The sequence below is a fragment of the Cohnella rhizosphaerae genome (assembly GCF_029525575.1).
Lineage (GTDB): Bacteria > Bacillota > Bacilli > Paenibacillales > Paenibacillaceae > Cohnella > Cohnella rhizosphaerae.
In genome coordinates, this window is sequence record NZ_JAPDIA010000008.1 from 1,279,656 (window position 1) to 1,298,011 (window position 18,356).

General features: G+C 61.7%; 13 protein-coding genes and 4 pseudogenes. 4 read left to right on the forward strand and 13 right to left on the reverse strand.

What is annotated here, in order from left to right; translation table 11 throughout:
• Window positions 1–78: 78 nt before the first annotated feature.
• From hfq to mutS, 8 genes and pseudogenes are all read right to left on the reverse strand, one after another.
• Window positions 79–321: an RNA chaperone Hfq gene (gene hfq, locus OMP40_RS29540; protein ID WP_277536695.1), complete on the reverse strand. Its 243-nt coding sequence runs from the start codon at window positions 319–321 to the stop codon at window positions 79–81.
• Window positions 322–373: 52 nt separating this feature from the next.
• The gene (gene miaA, locus OMP40_RS29545) at window positions 374–1,327 is read right to left on the reverse strand and encodes a tRNA (adenosine(37)-N6)-dimethylallyltransferase MiaA (RefSeq protein ID WP_277536698.1); all 954 of its coding nucleotides are present in this window, start codon (window positions 1,325–1,327) and stop codon (window positions 374–376) included.
• The gene (locus OMP40_RS29550) at window positions 1,324–1,887 is read right to left on the reverse strand and encodes a class I SAM-dependent methyltransferase (protein ID WP_277536700.1); all 564 of its coding nucleotides are present in this window, start codon (window positions 1,885–1,887) and stop codon (window positions 1,324–1,326) included. Before OMP40_RS29550 ends, miaA begins: the two co-directional genes overlap by 4 nt.
• Window positions 1,888–2,103: 216 nt before the next feature.
• Complete coding sequence (locus OMP40_RS42470; protein ID WP_420872093.1) at window positions 2,104–2,733, reverse strand: DNA mismatch repair MutL family protein; 630 nt, start codon at window positions 2,731–2,733, stop codon at window positions 2,104–2,106.
• 311 nt (window positions 2,734–3,044) lie between these two features.
• Window positions 3,045–3,845: pseudogene (gene mutL, locus OMP40_RS42475) on the reverse strand (DNA mismatch repair endonuclease MutL); the annotation flags it as partial.
• A 79-nt stretch (window positions 3,846–3,924) separates the two neighbouring features.
• Window positions 3,925–4,212: pseudogene (locus OMP40_RS42480) on the reverse strand (ATP-binding protein); the annotation flags it as partial.
• 30 nt (window positions 4,213–4,242) lie between these two features.
• Window positions 4,243–5,652: a S41 family peptidase gene (locus OMP40_RS29560; protein ID WP_277536703.1), complete on the reverse strand. Its 1,410-nt coding sequence runs from the start codon at window positions 5,650–5,652 to the stop codon at window positions 4,243–4,245.
• A 30-nt stretch (window positions 5,653–5,682) separates the two neighbouring features.
• A complete protein-coding gene (mutS, locus tag OMP40_RS29565; RefSeq protein ID WP_277536706.1) occupies window positions 5,683–8,409 on the reverse strand; it encodes a DNA mismatch repair protein MutS in 2,727 nt (908 codons plus the stop codon).
• A gap of 623 nt (window positions 8,410–9,032) precedes the next feature.
• Between mutS and OMP40_RS29570 the strand changes: the two genes are divergently transcribed.
• Window positions 9,033–10,436, forward strand: a complete 1,404-nt coding sequence (locus OMP40_RS29570) for a transposase (RefSeq protein ID WP_420871864.1) — start codon at window positions 9,033–9,035, stop codon at window positions 10,434–10,436.
• 449 nt (window positions 10,437–10,885) lie between these two features.
• Here OMP40_RS29570 and OMP40_RS29575 read toward each other — a convergent pair whose 3' ends face one another.
• The 4 genes and pseudogenes from OMP40_RS29575 to OMP40_RS29590 form a co-directional block, all read right to left on the reverse strand.
• Window positions 10,886–11,671, reverse strand: coding sequence for a putative amidoligase domain-containing protein (locus OMP40_RS29575; RefSeq protein WP_277536708.1), 786 nt, complete (start codon window positions 11,669–11,671; stop codon window positions 10,886–10,888).
• A gap of 995 nt (window positions 11,672–12,666) precedes the next feature.
• Window positions 12,667–13,225, reverse strand: a pseudogene (locus tag OMP40_RS29580) (outer spore coat protein CotE).
• 119 nt (window positions 13,226–13,344) lie between these two features.
• Window positions 13,345–14,334 (reverse strand): aromatic acid exporter family protein, encoded by a 990-nt coding sequence (locus tag OMP40_RS29585; RefSeq protein WP_277536710.1) that lies wholly within the window; start codon window positions 14,332–14,334, stop codon window positions 13,345–13,347.
• Between the two features lie 154 nt (window positions 14,335–14,488).
• Window positions 14,489–15,262, reverse strand: a complete 774-nt coding sequence (locus OMP40_RS29590) for a phytanoyl-CoA dioxygenase family protein (protein WP_277538116.1) — start codon at window positions 15,260–15,262, stop codon at window positions 14,489–14,491.
• Window positions 15,263–15,391: 129 nt separating this feature from the next.
• Here OMP40_RS29590 and OMP40_RS29595 point away from each other — a divergent pair, with 129 nt between their 5' ends.
• Entirely contained in the window at window positions 15,392–15,742 is a 351-nt protein-coding gene (locus tag OMP40_RS29595; protein WP_277536711.1) for a cupin domain-containing protein, read from the forward strand.
• Window positions 15,743–15,749: 7 nt separating this feature from the next.
• Window positions 15,750–16,295: a helix-turn-helix domain-containing protein gene (locus OMP40_RS29600; protein ID WP_277536712.1), complete on the forward strand. Its 546-nt coding sequence runs from the start codon at window positions 15,750–15,752 to the stop codon at window positions 16,293–16,295.
• Between the two features lie 63 nt (window positions 16,296–16,358).
• Here the strand turns inward: OMP40_RS29600 and OMP40_RS29605 are convergent.
• Window positions 16,359–17,889, reverse strand: a pseudogene (locus OMP40_RS29605) (carboxypeptidase M32).
• A 114-nt stretch (window positions 17,890–18,003) separates the two neighbouring features.
• Between OMP40_RS29605 and OMP40_RS29610 the strand changes: the two are divergent.
• Window positions 18,004–18,351: an iron-sulfur cluster biosynthesis family protein gene (locus OMP40_RS29610; RefSeq protein ID WP_277536713.1), complete on the forward strand. Its 348-nt coding sequence runs from the start codon at window positions 18,004–18,006 to the stop codon at window positions 18,349–18,351.
• Window positions 18,352–18,356: the final 5 nt, after the last annotated feature.

Sequence of the window (18,356 nt, forward strand, 5' to 3'; positions counted from 1 at the left end):
GTTGCCCTGTGGCCTGGCTATTCAATTAGACGCTGACGGGGGGGTGAAAGGTTTCGTTCGGAGCTTCGCGCGGTAGCGTCAGGCGTTGGCCCCGCTGTCCTGCTGCTGCAAGGATATGTTGCGCTGCGGCATGAACGTGCTGATGGCATGCTTGTACACCATCTGCTGCCGGCCGTCGCTGTCGATGACGATCGTGAAGTTGTCGAAGGCGCGGACGACGCCGCGAATCTGAAAGCCGTTAGTCAAGTAAACGGTGACGGGCACGCTATCCTTGCGCAATTGATTCAGAAACGTATCCTGGATGTTTATGGACTTGTTCATTACCGGTATCCCCCATCGCCATTGATTTCATGTGTAAGATTATATTCAAAGCTCATTTTAACTTTCCTGCTATTATAGCATAGATCGTTGGATAAAGATCGGAGATTTTTGCTGCGCCGTCCGTATCGATCCAAACCAGGTCCTGCATGTGGCGAAACCACGAGAGCTGCCGTTTCGCGAAATGCCGCGTGTCCCGCTTGAGCATCGATACCGCTTCGTCGTAAGACGAACGACCTTCGAGGTAGGCGACCATCTCCTTGTAGCCGAGCGCTTGCATGGAAACGGAAGAAGCGGACAGGCCTGCCGCCAGCAAGCTCCGCACCTCTTCCTCAAGGCCTTGCGCGAGCATGTCCTCGACCCGCGCGTCGATGCGGGAATAAAGCTTGGCCCGGTCCATATGAAGACCGATCAGCGCGAGGTTGTAAGGCGACTCCTTGCGGTCTCCGCGCGCTTCGCCGAGCTGCTCCGATGCCGGTCGTCCCGTCGCCCGCTGAATCTCCAGCGCGCGGATGACGCGCCGCACGTCGTTCGGATGGAGCTTCGCCGCGGAAGCCGGATCGACCGCGGCCAGCTTCGCGTGCAGCTCTTCGCTCCCTTGCGAATCTGCGATCGCCTGCATCGCGGCGCGGAAGGCGGGATCGCTGCCCGAAGGCTGGAACCCGAACCCGTAGCAGACCGACTCGACGTACAGTCCCGTGCCGCCGACGATGAAGGGAATGCTTCCGCGGCTCTGAATGTCCCGGATCGCCTCTCCGCAGGCCGCCTGGAAGTCCGCCGCCGAGAACGGTTCGGCCGGATCCTTGATGTCGATCAGATGGTGCGGCACGCCCTCGCGCTCCGCAAGCGGCAGCTTGGCCGTGCCGATATCCATCCCTCTGTATACCTGCATCGAATCGCCGCTGATAATCTCGCAACCGAACGTCTTGGCGATCGCGAGGCTCGCCGCCGTCTTGCCTACGGCCGTCGGCCCGACGAGCGCGATCAACGGGGGCTTGTTGTTTGTCATTGAAACGCGATCACTCCATAGTCCACGGCCGAATAGGAAGTCCGGACCCGCCGGAATCCGTGCCGTTCGAATTCGCCGCTCGTCCTGTGGTCCTTCAGCACGACGGCGCGGCGGGCAACCCGCCGCGCCTCCGCGATCGCTTCGGCGGCGAGGGACCGATCCTCCGCATAGGCCCGTAGCGGTCTCAAGGAGGCCGAACCGAGGACGGGCTTCGCGAACATCGGGTCGAAATAGACGATGTCCGCGCTGCGGTCATGCATGCCGCGCAGCGCCTGCAAGTGCTCGCCATGCAGCACGTTGACCCTGCGCATCGCCTCGTCGAGTTCGGACATGCCGCTGCGGTACGCCTTCATGCCTTCTCTGACGACGACGTACAAAATGCGCGATGCCTCGACGGCCGTCACGCTGCCGCCTTCGCCCGCGGCGAAGGACAGGACGAGCGCGTCTGCGCCTAGGCCCGCGGTGCAGTCGACGACGACGTCGCCCCGCCTCACGCCCGACGCTTCGACGAGCGCGTCGCCTTCGCCCTCGAGCAGACGCTTCACTCTGATCTGCGCCATGCTCGGATGGTAGAAGAGCGGCTCCGCACCGTCAGCGGCGTACCGCAAACCTTTCGGCCCGGCGACCAGGATCCCGTCGGCGGCTTCGGCGTATTTGCGGGCGAGGCCCGCCAGCGTTTCGCGGCGCCGCTCGGCGAAACGGCAGCCGAGTTCGTCCGCCAGCCCCCCTGGCGTAGTCGATCAGCGACGCGTCCGGCTTTTCGGCGGTCGTCACGATCAAGACATCACCCGCTTGAACATTTTCTCGAGCTCGTACGTCGTGAAGCTGACGACGATGGGCCGGCCGTGCGGACACGTATACGGCTGCTTGCAGGCGGCGAGCCGGCGCAGCAGCGTCTCGCCGGCTTCGCGCGTCAGCGCCTGGTTGGCCTTGATCGATGCTTTGCAGGAGCAAAGGATCGCGGCTTTCTCGCGGATCTTGTGCAGATCGATGCCCCGCTCCTTCAGAATCCACTCGGCCATCTCCCGCACGATGTCGGCTTCGTCCCCTTCGGGAAGCCAGTGCGGGACCGCCCGCACGATAAAGGTATTGCCCCCGAAGTCCTCGAGATATACGCCCGCCAGCTCGAACCACGGCAGCTTGCCGCGGATGGCCGCGTATTCGTCCGGCGCGAAGGACAGCGTGACCGGGAGGAGCAGCTCCTGGCTCGCGGCGGCCGGATCGCCGAATTTCTCGTAATAGATCTCATAATGGATGCGCTCGTGGGCGGCATGCTGATCGATCAGATAGAGGCCGCCGTCGTTTTGGGCGACGATGTACGTACCGTGCAGCTGGCCGATCCAGTAGAGCTCCGGGAATTCGGGCTTCGTCTCCGCGGCCGCTGCGCCGAACGCCGCCCGCCACACTTGATCCGGAACCTTGCCCGTCTCCTGGGCCCTGGTTCCGGCGCTCCAGGGATCGCGCGCCGGCGCGGCGTAGCCGCCGCCGGAAGGACGCGCTTCGCGGACAGCGTCCCGCGCGCCGCCCGCGGAAGTTCCGCCGAAAGGCGCGGTATATGAAGGCCGGACGGCGGCGGCGTCCCGTTTTCTTTCCCCCAATCGGTTGATTTTGAATCCGTCTCACCGGAAGAGGCGGGCGTCTGACCTGGCACCCGGTCCGCCGGAGACCGCCGGGGCATGGGCTCGGATGCTTCGGATATTTTGGCTGCTTCGGCCGATTCGGCGCTTGGCGCAGCCTCCCGAAGGCTGGCCGCCTGCTGCTCGTTATTCGCGCGCTGTCCGTCCTCCATCGACGTACGCGCCGGCTGGACCGGCGGCGGAAGCTGAAACCGGATCTGCTCCTGCTGCCAGGTCTCGGGCTTCGGCTTGCGCACGGCCGTGCCGGACGGAATATAGGCATAGGCTTCGAGCGCCTCTTTGACGGCCGCCTCGACGAACGCGCGCAGCTCGGTTTCTTTGCTGAACCTCACCTCGAGCTTGGCAGGGTGAACGTTCACGTCCAGCAGCGACGGATGCATGCGCAGATGAAGCACGGACAGCGGATAGCGATTGATCGGCAGCAGCGTATGATACGCCTGAAGCAGCGGCTGCATGACGGCCGGGCTGCGCACGAACCGGCCGTTGACGATGATCGTCACCGCGGATCGGCTCGCGCGGGTCTCGATCGGCATCGCGGTCAGCCCGGACAGCGAAAAGTCGGGACCGTCCGCCTGCACTTCGAGCATCGCCTTCGCGGGGCCCGAACCGTAGATGGCGGCGACGACCTGTCTCAGGTCGCCGTTGCCCGGCGTCCGAAGCAGCGCGGAGCCGTTGTGGGAAAACGCGAACGCGACGTCGGGTCGCGCGAGCGCCTGCCGGTATACGACGTCGGACAGATGCGACAGCTCGGTCTGGATCGTACGCATGTATTTGAGGCGCGCGGGCGTGTTGTAAAAGAGCTCCTTGACGGACATGTCCGTGCCCTTCGGCGAAGCTGCGTCCTCGTGGCGCTTGACGGTGCCGCCTTCGATCTCGAGCAGCCGGCCGAGGCCCCCCGGATTCGGAGGCGCTCAGGCAGCGCACCTTGGCGACGGACGCGATGCTCGGCAGCGCCTCGCCCCGAAAGCCGAGCGTCGAGATCTGGAACAGGTCGCGATTGCTGGCGATCTTGCTCGTCGCGTGTCGCTGGAAGGCGACGAGCAGGTCGTCCGCCTGAATGCCCGCGCCGTCGTCCACGACCCGAATGAGCGACAAGCCGCCCTCTTCGGCGGTGATGTCGACATGCTTCGCGCCGGCGTCCACCGCGTTCTCGATCAGTTCCTTCAGCACGGAAGCCGGACGCTCCACGACTTCGCCCGCCGCGATCTGGTTCGATAGATGCTCGTCCAGCTGAATGATGATTCCCATATTCGTCCCTCCTTCCTGGCGCCTTCGGCGTCAGGCCGCCGATTCGTAAAGCCTGACCGTGCCGTCGCCCGCCGCCGCCCAGGTCAAGTTGCTGAACCATTTGGACAGCAGGCGGACGTCGACGTAGCTGACGCCGTTCTTAACGATGACGTGGGCGTCCGAGGCGGCAAGCCGATGCGTCGTCCCGTCCTTCGCCAGCACGATCTGACGGTTTTTGGCGTCGTAGCTCAGCGTCGACTCGGTCGCGATGGCACCCAGCCTCGAGCTGACGTACCAGACGCCGTTTTTCTTGACGACGGAGCCGGCGTCCGGCGAGCGAATCCCGTTCACCACGAGCGCGCCTCGCCCGACGGTGAGCCGGACGTCCCCGCCTCCGGCAAGCCGGTAAGCCTTCAGCAGCTGCTGCAGGCCGCCCGCGACGGCGACGTCCGGCGTCAGACCGACCTTGTCCACTTTTTTTCCGCCAGGCGTCTTGTACTCCTGCACGGTCACTTTGAGCGTCCCGCCGGATGCGACGGGAATAAGCTGTTGGATGACGCCTTTACCGTACGTTTTCGAGCCGACCAGCTTCGCGACGCCGTATTCCTGGAGCGCGCCGGACAACAGCTCCGTCGCGCTTGCGCTTCCGCCGTCGACGAGTATATAAACGGGATAATCGCGCTTCTCTCCGTGCAGCTCGATCGGCGTGTCCTTGCCGTTGCGATCGGCCACGTGAGCCAAAATGCCGTCCGCGACGAAAAGCGCGCCGATCTGCTGGGCCTGGTCCACGTAACCGCCGCCGTTGCCGCGAAGATCGACGACAAGGGACGCCATCCCCTGTCCTTCGAGCGACAGCAGCTGGGATTTGAACTTGGCCGCGGCGTCCGCCGAGAACGAGTCCAAGCGAAGATAACCGACGCCGTTGCCCATGAGGCGCGACGTGGCGACCGGCAGCTGCATCGCCGTCCGCGCGACGAGAAACTGCAGCTTGATCGTTCCCCGCTTGACGCCGACGTTGACGGTGGTGCCCGCTTTGCCGGCGGCCAAGACCTGGATCGCGTCGATCGTCTTGCCGGCGGTCGGCTCGCCGTCGATCGAGACGAGGGCGTCGCCGGGCAAGAGGCCTGCCTTGAAGGCGGGGCTGTCCGGCACGACGTCCTCGAGATATGTGATCCCGTCGTCCTGCGACATGACGATGCCGATGCCGACGAACGACTGGTTGATCGCATTGGAAAAGCTTTGCAGCTCTTCAGGCGAAAAATATTGGGTGTACGGATCGCCGAGCGAATCGATCATCGAGTCGATTTCGGATTCGCTCAGCTTGTCGTCCGTCGGCTTGCTGATGTGGTATTCTTCCAGCAGCTTGCGCACTTCGTTGACCTGGTCCTGGGTAGCGGCGCCCGCGACGGCCGGCAGCCACAGAACGGACAGCGTCAAGCATAGCGCCGCCTTGATCAGCATGCCCGCCTTTCCTTTTTTGTTTCCTCAAATTCAGTCCCCTTTTCCGATCAGTTGATTGCGCGCGTCGTTCAGCCATTCCAGCGCCTGCAGCGGCGTCATGCGCATGACGTCGAGCTTGCGCATCTTGTCGAGCAGCTTGTCCGCCTCCGTCGTCCGCGCCTTCGCGGACTTCGCGTCGGCGGCGGCCGCCGCTTCCTCGAACATGGACAGCTGCTGCACGCCGTCCGGCAAGCGACCCGGGGCAAGTTCGCGCACGGCTGCCGGCTGCGGCGCATCCGGCGTCGGCGAAGGCGTTGACGCGTAAGACTGCGAAGATGCGGGCGAAGCGGCGCTTATGGCTTGCCCGGCTTCCGTCGGGTTCGGCGCCGCCCCTGCGGCTTCGAGCAAGCCGTAAGCGCGCTGCACGATCGAATCGGGCAAGCCGGCAAGCTGCGCGCAGTAAATGCCGTAGCTCGAATCGGCGGCCCCGGCGACGAGCTTGCGAAGGAAGGTGACGCCGTCCGCGCTTTCTTTGACGGCCATGCAGCCGTTGCGCAATCCGACGAGCGTCTCCTCCAGATGGGCCAGCTCGTGATAATGCGTCGAGACGAGCGCCTTGCACCCGATCCGGTCGTGCACGTATTCGATGACGGCTTGGGCGATCGCCATCCCTTCGTCCGTGGACGTGCCGCGTCCGAGCTCGTCGATGATGACCAGGCTTCGTTCCGTCGCCTGCTCGGTCATGATCTGGATGTCTTTCATCTCGACCATGAACGTGCTTTGTCCGCCGACGAGATCGTCGGCTGCGCCGATCCGGGTGAAGATGCGGTCGACCATCGGCAGCTCGGCGCGCGCCGCCGGCACGAAGCAGCCGATCTGGGCCATGATGCAAATCATCGCGACCTGCCGCATGTACGTGCTCTTGCCCGCCATGTTCGGTCCGGTGATGAGCAGGATCGGACCGCCTGCGCGCGTGAGCGCGGCGTCGTTCGAGATGAAGGCGCTCCCCTCGGTGACGGCTTCGACGACGGGATGCCTGCCGCCCGTCACGTTCAGGTCGTAGCCGTCGCTCCAGGTCGGCCGCACATAACGCCGCTCCGCGCTCACCTCTGCCAGCGACTGCAGGACGTCCAGACTCGCGACGCGCTCGGCCAACCGCTGCAGCCTGGGGATATGGAGGGCGATCTCGTCGCGCAGGGCGGCGAACAGCTCGTACTCCAGGTCCACCATGCGCTCCTCGGCCTCGAGGATGAGCGCTTCCTTCTCCTTCAGCTCCGGCGTAACGTAGCGTTCGGCGTTGGCCAGCGTCTGCTTGCGCTCGTAGCGGCCTTCGGGCAGCGTGCCGAGATTGGCCCGCGTCACCTCCAGATAGTAGCCGAACACTTTGTTGAAGCCGATCTTCAGCGACTTGATGCCCGTCGCCTCGCGTTCCTGCCGCTCCAGCTCCGCGATCCAGGTCTTGCCGTTCTTGCTCGCTTCGCGCAGCTCGTCCAGCCGCTCGTGAAAGCCGGGGCGGATCAGTCCGCCCTCCCGCACCGACACCGGCGGCTCCGCCGCGATGGCGTCGGCGATCGCCAGCGCCAAATCCTCGCAGGCGTCGAGCGATTGCGCCATCGCGGACAGCGGCCCGGAGCCGAGCTCCGCGCAAATGTCCTTCAGCGCCGGAATGCGCGAGAGCGACGCCCCGAGCGCGTTCAGGTCGCGCGCGTTGGCCGTGCCGTAGGCGATCCGCCCGACCAGCCGCTCCAGGTCGTAGATCTCCGACAGCGCGGCGCGCAAATCCTCGCGCAGCATCCAGTTGCCGTGCAGCGCCTCGACCGCGTCGAGACGCTCGTCCGCCGCCGTCTTGTCGAGCAGCGGTTGGTCGATCCAACGCTTCAGCTGGCGCGCGCCCATCGCCGTGCGCGTGCGATCGAGCAGCCACAGCAGCGAGCCCTTCCGGGCGCGGTCGCGCACCGTCTCGGTCAGCTCGAGGTTGCGCCGCGTGAAGGCGTCGAGCGCCATGAACTGCTGCGGATCGTAGCTCTTGACCGCGCGCAAGTGGGCGAGCGAACGCTTCTGCGTCTCGCCGAGATATTCCGCGAGGCGGGCGACCGCAAGCTTTCTTACCGCCTCGTGCCTGTCCCACCGCTCCTCGGGGAATTGCGCGGCCAGCCGCTCGTCCGGTTCCCCGGTCTGCGACCTCACCGTCGCGACCAACGCTCTGCCGGACGACCGGGACGCCTCTGCCAGTATGGCAAGCGCCCGCTCGTCGCCGACCGCTTCCGCCGGCCGGTAAACGTTCAGCTCGTTTTTAACGGATTCGGCGGATGCGGCAAACGAAGTCACGTACATCTCCCCGGTCGTCAGATCGCACGCGGCAAGCCCGAAGCGGCCGCCCTGTTCGGCTGCGCCGACGATAAAGTTGTTCGCGCCGCCCGCCAGCGACTTCGTCTCCATGACCGTGCCCGGCGTGACGATGCGCACGATCTCGCGCCGCACGACGCCTTTGGCAGCCTTCGGATCCTCCACCTGCTCGCAGATCGCGACCTTGTAGCCTTTGTCCACCAGCCTCGCTATGTAACCTTCCGCGGCGTGATAAGGAACGCCGCACATCGGAATGCGCTCTTCCTGCCCCGCCCCTCTGCCCGTCAGCGTAATCTCGAGCTCGCGGGACGCCGTAATCGCGTCATCGAAAAACATTTCATAGAAATCGCCGAGACGGAAGAACAATAGCGCGTCCTTCGCCTCTTCCTTCACGGACAAATACTGCTGCATCATCGGGGTATAGCCGGCCATAGCATCCTCCAGTTATCGCTCTGAACTCATCCATCTATTATACCAAGCTTTGCGAGGTTCGTCGTGGTCGGCTGGGAAACTGGCATAAACTAGAGCCGTGCGTACGCTGGAGTACGGAGTAAAAACGGTCAGGGAAGATCCAAAACCCACTTGACAGTCTCATTAGATTGGCGGATATTCTAAAAGCTCCGCGCGGAACGCCTATCGTCGGCTCGTGCGACAATTGTTCCACCGGCCGGCCAATCGTCGACCACATCGTGTTATTGCGAAATTCCTTCAAATATACATCTATTTCGACGATATCGCCCCAGTGGAGAAGAAAAGATGCAAATGTACAGGTATTTTCCTCCATCAAAATGGCTCACGGCCTGCGCGTAGAATTTACCTGCACATTTGCAGGTATTTCATCAAGCAGCGCCGGGTCGGCAGAAAATACATGTATAAAAAGTCAATTTCATAATTCAAACCCCTTGCTACGACTGACTTTTTTTGGCGCACCAAAGAGGAGTACCTCCCCACATTCTCGAAATTAAGGTTAGCCACCCAAAACGAGAAAGAAAGGAAGTACTCCTACGATACCAATTCGACAGGAAGAGCTCTTTTCCTTTGAGACCCTTCTAAAAATGTCCCCGGCGTCAAAAGACGACCTCATTTTGGAAGAAGTTCCTATTGCGAAAATCTTGTACGCCATCAGTAGCTTCAAACGACGTGGTCGGCCCGAAAGCTTGAACACCAGAGCGATGATCTTTTCGCTTATCCTTTGCAAAATCGAGCATATTCGCTTCATCAAGGACCTGGTCAACCGTCTGAAAAGCAGTGCAGAATTCAGATTGCGCTGTCACTTTACAGGCTCTGATCGGGTACCGAGCCAAGCCGCCTATTCCAGGCTTTTCACCAAACTTCAGCAGTCCGGTATCCTGCATGAGGTCATCGATATTACGGTGGATGCAGCGATTACAGAAGGCTTCCTGAAAGGTGAAAGCATGGCGGTGGACTCTTCGCATGTGGAAGCCTTTGACCGAAACCCCAAAATTGACGCGTCTAAACCGGCCCCGTCCATTCTCCCCAAGGAGGTAGAAGACAGCGAAGAGCCTGCTTTTCTGGACGCCGTCAGCCATGTCCCGCAGCCAGCCCCCAAGCCCGAGAAACCCAAGCGTGTCAAACGCGGGCGCGTCCCCAAAGCCGAGGAGGCCGCGTGGCGTGCGCAAGTCGAGGCCTATGAAGCTTCGTTAACACACTTCGAAAAGGAAGTTGCGGGGATGTTGTCTTGCAGCTACGAGGAACTCATCGCGGACATGCCGACCTATCCAAGTGTAGGAGCAAAAGGCGATCCCCGCGGAAGCGGACGCGTAAAATATTGGTACGGCTACAAGCTCAATTTGTTAGTGGATTGCCAGAGTCAGTATATTGTGACTGGCGTAAACTGCTCGGCTCATGTAAACGACCAACGTCCGGCGATCGTGCTGCTTAAACGATTAAAAGAGCGGTTCCCAACACTCCAGCCTAAGTACGTGTTAGGCGACAAAGGTTACGATAGCGAGCCCGTTTACCAGCAAGTTAGAGATGTAGGTGCATGTTCGCTTATTCCGCTTGTTCATCGCACCAAACTGCCGGATGGTGTAGATAAGCACTTGCGCCCAACGTGCAAACAAGGTCATTCGTACCGCTACGATAGCTATGATGCGACTCGGGATACTGTTAAATTTGTAGCACCCAAAGAATGCGCAGCCTGTCCGTTTCAAGCCGACGGCTGCCAAAAGGTGATAAAAAAACAAGTAAAAGAGGATGTTCGTAGATATACTGCACCTGGGCGAGGCAGTGAAAAGTTCCATCAATTATTTAAACAGCGGACCGCGGTTGAGCGTGTCTTTGCCTATTTAAAACTTTATCTGGAATTAGGCACGACGCGAAAGCTTAAAAGACGTGCATTCGTAGATATGGACTTAAGTTGTCTCACATACAATGTATGCAAACTTGCAATAGATAAATTAAACAAGCGCATCCGCGAAGCAAAACCAGCCGCTTAACCTCAAAAAAAAAGGACTTCCCCAACATTGGCCTCATGCTTGGCTCCATCACCAAATGAATTCTGAAATTGACTTTAAATGCAGCTTTCCGACCCGTCAAGCATCGGAATTTGTACGGCATACCACAAGCCCGCGTGAAAGTCCACGAAAAAGCGGCTTCGCGTATGCCGCTAGCCGCCTTCCGCTATTCCGCCTTCCGCTACAGCACTTTTCGCTGCTACACTTTCCGCTGCTGTATTCTTCGCTGCTGCACTTTTCGCTACAGCACTTTCCGCTGCTGCACTTTCCGCTGCTGCACTTTCCGCTGCTGCACTTTCCGCTGCTGTATTCTTCGCTGCTGCACTTTTCGCTACAGCACCTTCCGCGACTACACTTTCCGCTATTCCGCCGTCCGCTTCTGCAGTCCCGCTGCTGCAAGCTCCGCGATGGAACCATCCGCTTCCCCGTCGTCACTCCGGAATCCGCCAACCGCGCCGGATATCGGCGCTTTCGTTCCATACCTTGCCCGCTTCGATCGCATCGAACAGATATCCGGTCGCTTCGCCGTATCTCGCGTAAGCCGGCAGCGCTTCGAGCGCCCCGCGCACCGACGCGGCCGCCCGCCGCAGCGGCGCCAGGCGTCCTTCGTAGAAGGCGTCGCGCAGCGCGTCGTCGTCCAGCGGGCGGCATCCTGCCAGTTCGCGGGCATGCTCCGCGGCCAGCTTCGCCAGCGACAATACGCCGAGCGCGAGCCGCGGAGACACGAGCCAGCTCGGCGGCGTCCGGTATTCGAAGCCGCCGTGCGACTTCGTCCGGAAGTCGCCGAGCGCGCCGTAGCGCGGACGGCGGCGTCCGGCGCCGTCCGGCTCGAGCAGCCGCAGCGGCAGCGCGAGCGCGTTGTCGAGCGCCCGCAGACGCTCCGCCGTCAGGGCGACGCCGCTGAAATGCAGGTGTCCGCCAAGCGGCAATCCCTTGACCGGCGCCGCGCCCGCGCGCCAGCGCAGCTTCGCGCCCGCCGTTCGCGCGGACGCGTCCAGCAGCAGCCGCCGGATCCGCTCCGCCAGGACGGCGGGCTCCCGAGACGGCTGCGGCCTTAGCTCGGCGAGCGGCCAGCGCTGCACGCCCCGCACGACGACCGAGTCGCTGCCGGCGCGCTCCCCCCGGACCGAAATACCGGGACGCCGGCACGATCGTGCCGGCGTCCGTAAGCATGACGAATTCCGGATCCGCCCCGATGAGCGCCTCCGGCTCTCCAACTTCCGCCTCCTCCGTCCAACGGGCCGCGAACGCCGCGGCCGCCTCGGACAGGCTGCGCGCCCCCGCCTCGTCGGGTTCGGGGATGGCCGCTTCCAGGCCGACGATAACGCCCCGCCGACCGGCCCCGTCCACCTGCCAGGTCACCGTGCCGAGCTCGAGACCGAGGGCATAGATCGCGCGCGCGGAAGCTCTCGCCAACCGGCGCGCGAGCTCGCGCCCGGCGATATGCGCGCCCGGCTCCGGACGAACGATCGGCGCCTCCAGGCCGAATACGGTGACGACGAACGAACGCGACGGCGACCGAAGCGTTCCCGGCGCGCCGTCTCCAGGGCGCCAGCCTGCGTAACCGGCGACGCTCCCGCTTTTTCGGATCGCCGACGCCAGTCCCTCCCGCGCGAGCCGCCGGTCGAGCTCCGCCGCCGGCAGCGATCCGACTTCTGCGGCCATCGCGTTCCAGGTCCAAACTCCGGCATGTCCGCCTGCGGACGCCGAGCCCGCCGGCACGCCGCTCGCCTTTTCGCCCGACAAGCGTACGACGACGTCCGAAGGACCCGGACGGACGTTGGCGCCAGGCCGCTTGAAGCCTGCCGACGCAAGCAGCTCGCACACCGCTCCTTCTCCTTCGATCCAGACCGTCCCGGGCGCCGCCTGTCCGATCTCACCGCGCTTCTCGTACGCTGTCCGCGAACCGGCGCCGAAGGCGCTTGCCGTCCCCAGGCCGCGATTCAAGCCGGATTGTCTCACCGCCATCCCCCCCGAACAACACGGGAAGGGCCGTCCCGCCGACGGTTGTACGTCGAAGCCGGATGACCCTTCCCTGATTCTGTCCCTGCCCCGGCGCCGGAACCGCAGGCGGCTTCGCGTACGGGCCTAGACCCAAGCGTTCCGCGCGATTTGGCCGACGACAAAGCGATTTTACCGAACGAAGCAGGCATCCGCCCTCGACACTTCCATCGCTTCTGCATAGACATAAGTATCGGCCGCGGCGGGCCGCTTACAGATCGTCTTCAAGCAGGTCGGCGTCGAGGTCTTCGTAATCGCCGTCGTCCATCGCAAAGTCCGCGTCCTTGCCGTCTTCGAAATAGTTCGGATCCACGACCACGCAAACTTTGGTCTCCGCGACCATCTCGACCGCGTATTCGCGCTCCACGCGAATAAGCACGGAAGTACCGCCTCCGCCGATCAAAGCTTCCACGCAGTTCGGTTCCTGCGTCGCATCCGCAGACACCTCTTCCGTGGAGCTCCGGTGGCGGGGGGTCTACATACGAGAGCGGCACGAGCTCGGAATACGAGACCGTCTCCTTGGCGACGTCGGTCTGGGAGTTCTTGTCGTACGAATACCAGATGTTGATATCGTAAGACCCGACCACCTCGATGCCGTCACCCGAACGAACCGCTTCGTACTGGTGATTGATGATCCATGCCCCTAGAATGCTGGTGGGATGGTGCGGCGGCGTGACCGAATGGGTAATCGTCGAGAATTTGCGGCCTTTGCCGCAGACTGCCTTCGTGATGATTTCCCTTCGCTGCAGCCGTTTATCCGCGAGCGTCATGCAATGACCTCCTCCATACAATCAATTCAATTAAAGTCTATGCAGGACATTCGTCTAGAGTGACAAAAACGTATCCTTGCATTGACGCTTCGTCTCTATGATTGTATGCCGGTCCTTGTTCATGAAGACCTGCGCATTTTGCCTCTTCTGCCGACGGTCAAATACCGGCGAAGCTCCCTGCAAAGATGCAGCAGCGCCGCCCGGATCTCGAACTCCTCCCGCGTCGCAGGCAGCGGCATCGCCTTGAATTCACGCTCGAGCGCGTCCAGCTCGCGTTCGGTCTTCCCCTCGTAAAATTCCGAACGCACGTCCCGGGTCAGCCGGTCGAGCAGCGACGCGATCGCTTCGGATTGCGGCACGCTCGACGAGACGAACGCGATGTTTTCCATCATGAGCTGGATCATGTCGAGCTGCTCGCGCCGCATGCCGAAGTAGAGAAGCCAAGGCTCGTCCTGCCGGCTGAGCCTGTTTTCCTGCGAGCGCTTCGCGGCCTGCAGGCCTTCCTCGATCGCGGCTTCCGCCCGGAGCAGCTCGTCGCCGTTCCATACGGTCGCGGGGTCGCGCAGAAACTTGGCCAGCTCGCCGAGCGTCGCGACGAACATATCCTCGGTCGTCCGGCGCAGCGACTCGAGCGACTTGCGCTGCTTCGGCATATAGGCGAGGTTGAACGCCGTCGCCGAACCGAGTCCGATCGCGAGCAGCGCCAGTTCCGTGCCGATCGTATGCCAGGATACGACCCCGTTGTGGAAAAGATGGAAGACGATGACCGCCCCGGTCACGATGCCTTCCTTCATCTTAATGCGCGTGAGGAGCGGGAACGCGATCAGTATGTACAGCGCGAGCGTCCAGACGTGGAAGCCCGCCAGCAGGAACACGGCCGATGCGACGGCCAATCCGATGACGGACGCCGTGAATCGCGCGTATACCGTCATAATGCCGCGCCACCGGGTCGTATCGACGCCCAAAATGGCGAGAATGCCCGCTGCCTGCGGGTTGTCCACGTGCAGCAGCATCGCGACGTAGATCGCCGCTACCGTAGCCAGCGCCGTCTTCAAGGTGCGCAAGCCGACAACGCGTTTGAGCGCGCTCGCCCCGTTCGTCACGTTCATGCCTGTTTCCTCCGATGCTCGCGCAGGTTCTTGATCCCTCCATCCTACCTTTTTTTATGCGCATAAAAACAGACCCTCCGCCGCATTTAACGGCTTCAGGTCCGATGAATCGCTTTCTTATCGAGTCGCATCCGACACCCCTGATACAGATGCGCTATTTTAATTGATACTCCGGCTGATAAGCCTTATAGACCGGATTTTCCCCGCAAACCATGAGCCCCTGCCCCCAGTTCACGTGCACGTCTTCGGTCGGCAGGTCCATCGGATCGCGATACTGGAACAGGACGTTGCGCCGGTTGCGCGTACTGCGGTTCACGTCGGAGCCGTGGATCGTCAAATAGTTGAAGAACAGCACGTCGCCCGCAGCTGCCGGACAAGGCGTCGCCGCGGAGAGCGGATATTCCCGATGGTCCAGATAGTAGCGCCCGACGTGCGGCAGCAGCCCTTGCTTGTGGGAGCCCGGGATGACGCACAGGCAGCCGTTTTCCATGTCCGAGTCGTCGAGATGGACGCTGGCCGCGAGCATCGTATGGTCGGCATGCGGGAAATATGGCGTGTCCTGATGCAGCGGGAAGGCGGCGCCTTTCTCGGGCGGCTTAACCAGCATCTTGCTGTGGTGAAGCTGGACGTTCGGTCCGATGAGCTGCGACAAGACGGCCGTCATGTTCGGATGCACGGCTGCGCGGGTGAACGAGGCGTCGTGATAATGGACGTCGTGAAAGCCTTTGAGTACGAGCTTCTTCAATTCCTCCGGCGGCAAATAGTCCCCTTGCCAGGTCGCGTTGCCGTCGAATTTCGACTTGGCGGCGCGATCGATGATGCCGGTCACGGCGTTTCGCATCTCTTCCACTTCCGCGGGCGAGAATACGCCGCGGACGAGCAAATACCCGTTATCCTTGTAAAATTGTACGTCGTCTGCTTTAATCAGCTTATTCATTTAAAATCTCCTCCTTCGATGTAAACGCTTGGAATACGATCAGTATAGGAAATTTTAAACCGCCTTGTATTTGCAGCAGACGGACGCTCGTTTGCAAAATCGCGCCATGAGGTGATTTGGGTGACGGAAGACAACTTTATATTCGCGACCCGGATTTTGAACGACTACAACCGAAGATTGGGCGAAGAGGACAGCGATGCCGTCGCCTTCCGAATTTACAATTGGGGACTCGTTTGGCAGCATTACGACAATCCCGTCCACCGACATTCTTTTTATGAAATTTGCTACGTGCTGGACGGCGATGGCGAATACGAGGACGACGAGATCACTTACAAGTTGGAAAGCGGCTCCCTCTTCGCTTCGCTGCCCGGGCATTGGCACCAAATTCGCAGCCGTACCGGCCTGCAGCTGTTTTTTTGTCGCCTTCGAAGTCGTCGCGGCGCAGACGTCGCCCGAGTCAAGGCAGTATGAGGACGAAATGCTCGGTTGCCGCTCGCCGGTCGTCGTCGATCCGGAAGGCGTGACCGCGCTGCTGTGGCGGGCGCTGTATCGGCATGTCCTGCTGCACCGTGAGGATGACGAGACGCAAACCAAAATCATGTGCGCGATGCTGCTTCGGTCCTTTCCGGGAACGTTCGGCAGGCGGGACGAAGCGCCAGCAGTCAAGTCGAGATCGACTACCCGCTCCCGCACGCATCTCGTCCAGCTGGCCAAGCGCTATATTCGCGACAACCTTGCGAGCTCGCTTCGCCTGGAGGAGGTGTCGGCTTATTTGAACATATCCGCGCGCCATCTGTCCCGCATCTTCAAGGAAGAGCTCGGCCAATCGCTCGTGGACTACGTCACCGAGGAACGAATGCGCACTGCGGAAGGCCTGCTCAAGACGACGATCTGCAGCGTCAAGGAAGTCGCAGATGTAACGGGGTACCAGTCCGTGCATTATTTCACCCGCGTCTTCTCCGATCGCCACGGCCTGCCGCCCGCCGAGTATCGCAAGGCCGCCTCATACGCAGTCCGCGCATAAGCGCGCACGCCAAAAAGGGATGAACGGAAAACCCGTTCATCCCTTCGGCCGAAACGTTCTTCGTTAACGAAGCCGGTAGATTTCTTTGTATTTCTCTTCCAAGTAATCGCACAAATAATCCGACCGCAGCGCTTCTCCGGTGATCCGCTCGATGATCTCGCGCGGTTCGAGCATCTTGCCGTGGCGGTACACCTTCTCCGTGAGCCATTCCTTGAGCGGCAGCAGGTGGCCGGACGCGATGTCCTCGCGCAGCGTCGGCAGCTCCCGCTCGGCCGTCTTCAGCATTTGCGCGGCGTACATATTGCCGAGCGAATACGAAGGGAAGTAGCCGAACATGCCGCCCGACCAGTGAACGTCCTGCAGGACGCCTTCGCCCGCGTTCGCAGGCTCGATGCCGAGCGCCTCTTTATACTTCGCATTCCACACTTCTTCGAGCCGTTCGGGATCGAGGTCTTCGTTGAACAGCATCTTCTCGATCTCATAACGAATCATGATATGGAGGTTGTACGTCAATTCGTCCGCCTCGATACGGATAAGCGAAGGCTCGACGACGTTAATGCCGCGGTAGAACGCCTCCGCCTCCACGCCTTCGAGCTGGACGGGAAATTCCTTTTTTGAGCTCCGGCAAATAGCGTTGCCAGAAGCCGCGGCTGCGTCCGATCATATTTTCCCACAGGCGCGACTGAGATTCGTGAATGCCCATCGAGGTGCCGCCGCAAAGCGGCGTGCCGTTCAGCTTCGGATCCACGTTCTGTTCGTACAAGGCATGGCCGCATTCGTGAATCGTGCCGAACAGCGCGCTCGTCAGGTCGTCCTCCAGATAACGCGTCGTGATCCGGACGTCGCCGGTGCTGAGCCCGGTCGCGAACGGATGCACGCTCTCGTCGAGCCTGCCCGCGTCGAAGTCGTAGCCCATCTGGCCGAGCGTATACAGGCTAAAGCGCTTTTGCGCAGCCTTGTCGAACGTGCCCCTCAAAAACGCCGTATCCGGCTTGTCTCCGCGCCGCGCGATGTCCGCCGCGAGCGGCACGAGTCGCTCGCGCAGCTCGCCGAACAGCCGGTCCAGATCCGCCGTCGTCGTGCCCGGCTCGTACATGTCCAGGAGCGTGTCGTACGGCGTGCCCTTCACGCCCCACAGGGCGATGAATCGGCGATTATAGTCGATGATTCGCTTTAAATAGGGAAGGAAGCCTTGGAAGTCGCTCTTGGCCTTCGCCTCTTCCCATTCGGTCTCGGCCTGGGATGTCAGCACGACGTATTCGCGGTACAGCTCCGGCGGAATTTTAAGATTCCGCTCGTATTCCTTGCGCGTTTCCTTAATCAGCTTGCGGTCGACGTCGGTCAGTTCGCCTTCCGAAGCCCCGCCGTCAAGCGCGTCGAGCAGCTCGCCCATCTCCGCCGACGTGGACAGCCTGAACATCTCCGAGGACAGCGTGCCGACGGCCTCCGAGCGCTGGGCGATGCCCTTGCGCGGCGCGCCGGTCCGCATGTCCCAGTAGACGACGCCGAGCAGCTCCTCGTAATGCTTGATCTGGGTCGTCAGCGCACGAAACCGGGCGATCGCCGAATGCTTCGCTGCGGCATTTTCGCTCATTCCGATCTCATCCTTCCATTTCCGATTGAATAGCAGACCCCTTGATCATACCTGCCCCGATCTCTATAATCAACATAACGGTCTAATAACGCTAGCCAAAGGGAGCGATGAGCGATGAGAATCGAATGGACGCGCGAGGCGGCCGCCGCGCTGCAAGCGAAGTTCGACCCGCCGGTCCGCGTCTGGAAGCTGGTATCGGACAACGAGGGCTGCGGCTGCGCCGTCAACGGGGTGCCGTTCTTATGGGCGGTCGACGCGCCTGCCGAAGGCGACCTGCGGGCGGACAGCGAGCCGGTCGAGGTCTGGTACGAGCCGCGCCACGCGGTTTATTTCGACGATGCGCTGCGCGTCTCCTACGACGGCGCGAACCGCAGCTTCAAACTTTCCAGCGACGGCCAGATCTACACGAACGCGCTGGGCACGGTCGATCTACGAACGTCCGCAAGCACTCATTCTCGCTGATAGGA

Excerpts from the sequence above, each read along its gene's own strand:
- hfq (WP_277536695.1), bottom strand. The coding sequence starts at position 321 with ATGAACAAGTCCATAAACATCCAGGATACGTTTCTGAATCAATTGCGC.
- miaA (WP_277536698.1), bottom strand. The coding sequence starts at position 1,327 with ATGACAAACAACAAGCCCCCGTTGATCGCGCTCGTCGGGCCGACGGCC.
- OMP40_RS29550 (WP_277536700.1), bottom strand. The coding sequence starts at position 1,887 with ATGGCGCAGATCAGAGTGAAGCGTCTGCTCGAGGGCGAAGGCGACGCG.
- OMP40_RS29560 (WP_277536703.1), bottom strand. The coding sequence starts at position 5,652 with ATGCTGATCAAGGCGGCGCTATGCTTGACGCTGTCCGTTCTGTGGCTG.
- mutS (WP_277536706.1), bottom strand. The coding sequence starts at position 8,409 with ATGGCCGGCTATACCCCGATGATGCAGCAGTATTTGTCCGTGAAGGAA.
- OMP40_RS29570 (WP_420871864.1), top strand. The coding sequence starts at position 9,033 with ATGTCCCCGGCGTCAAAAGACGACCTCATTTTGGAAGAAGTTCCTATT.
- OMP40_RS29585 (WP_277536710.1), bottom strand. The coding sequence starts at position 14,334 with ATGAACGTGACGAACGGGGCGAGCGCGCTCAAACGCGTTGTCGGCTTG.
- OMP40_RS29600 (WP_277536712.1), top strand. The coding sequence starts at position 15,750 with ATGCTCGGTTGCCGCTCGCCGGTCGTCGTCGATCCGGAAGGCGTGACC.
- OMP40_RS29610 (WP_277536713.1), top strand. The coding sequence starts at position 18,004 with ATGAGAATCGAATGGACGCGCGAGGCGGCCGCCGCGCTGCAAGCGAAG.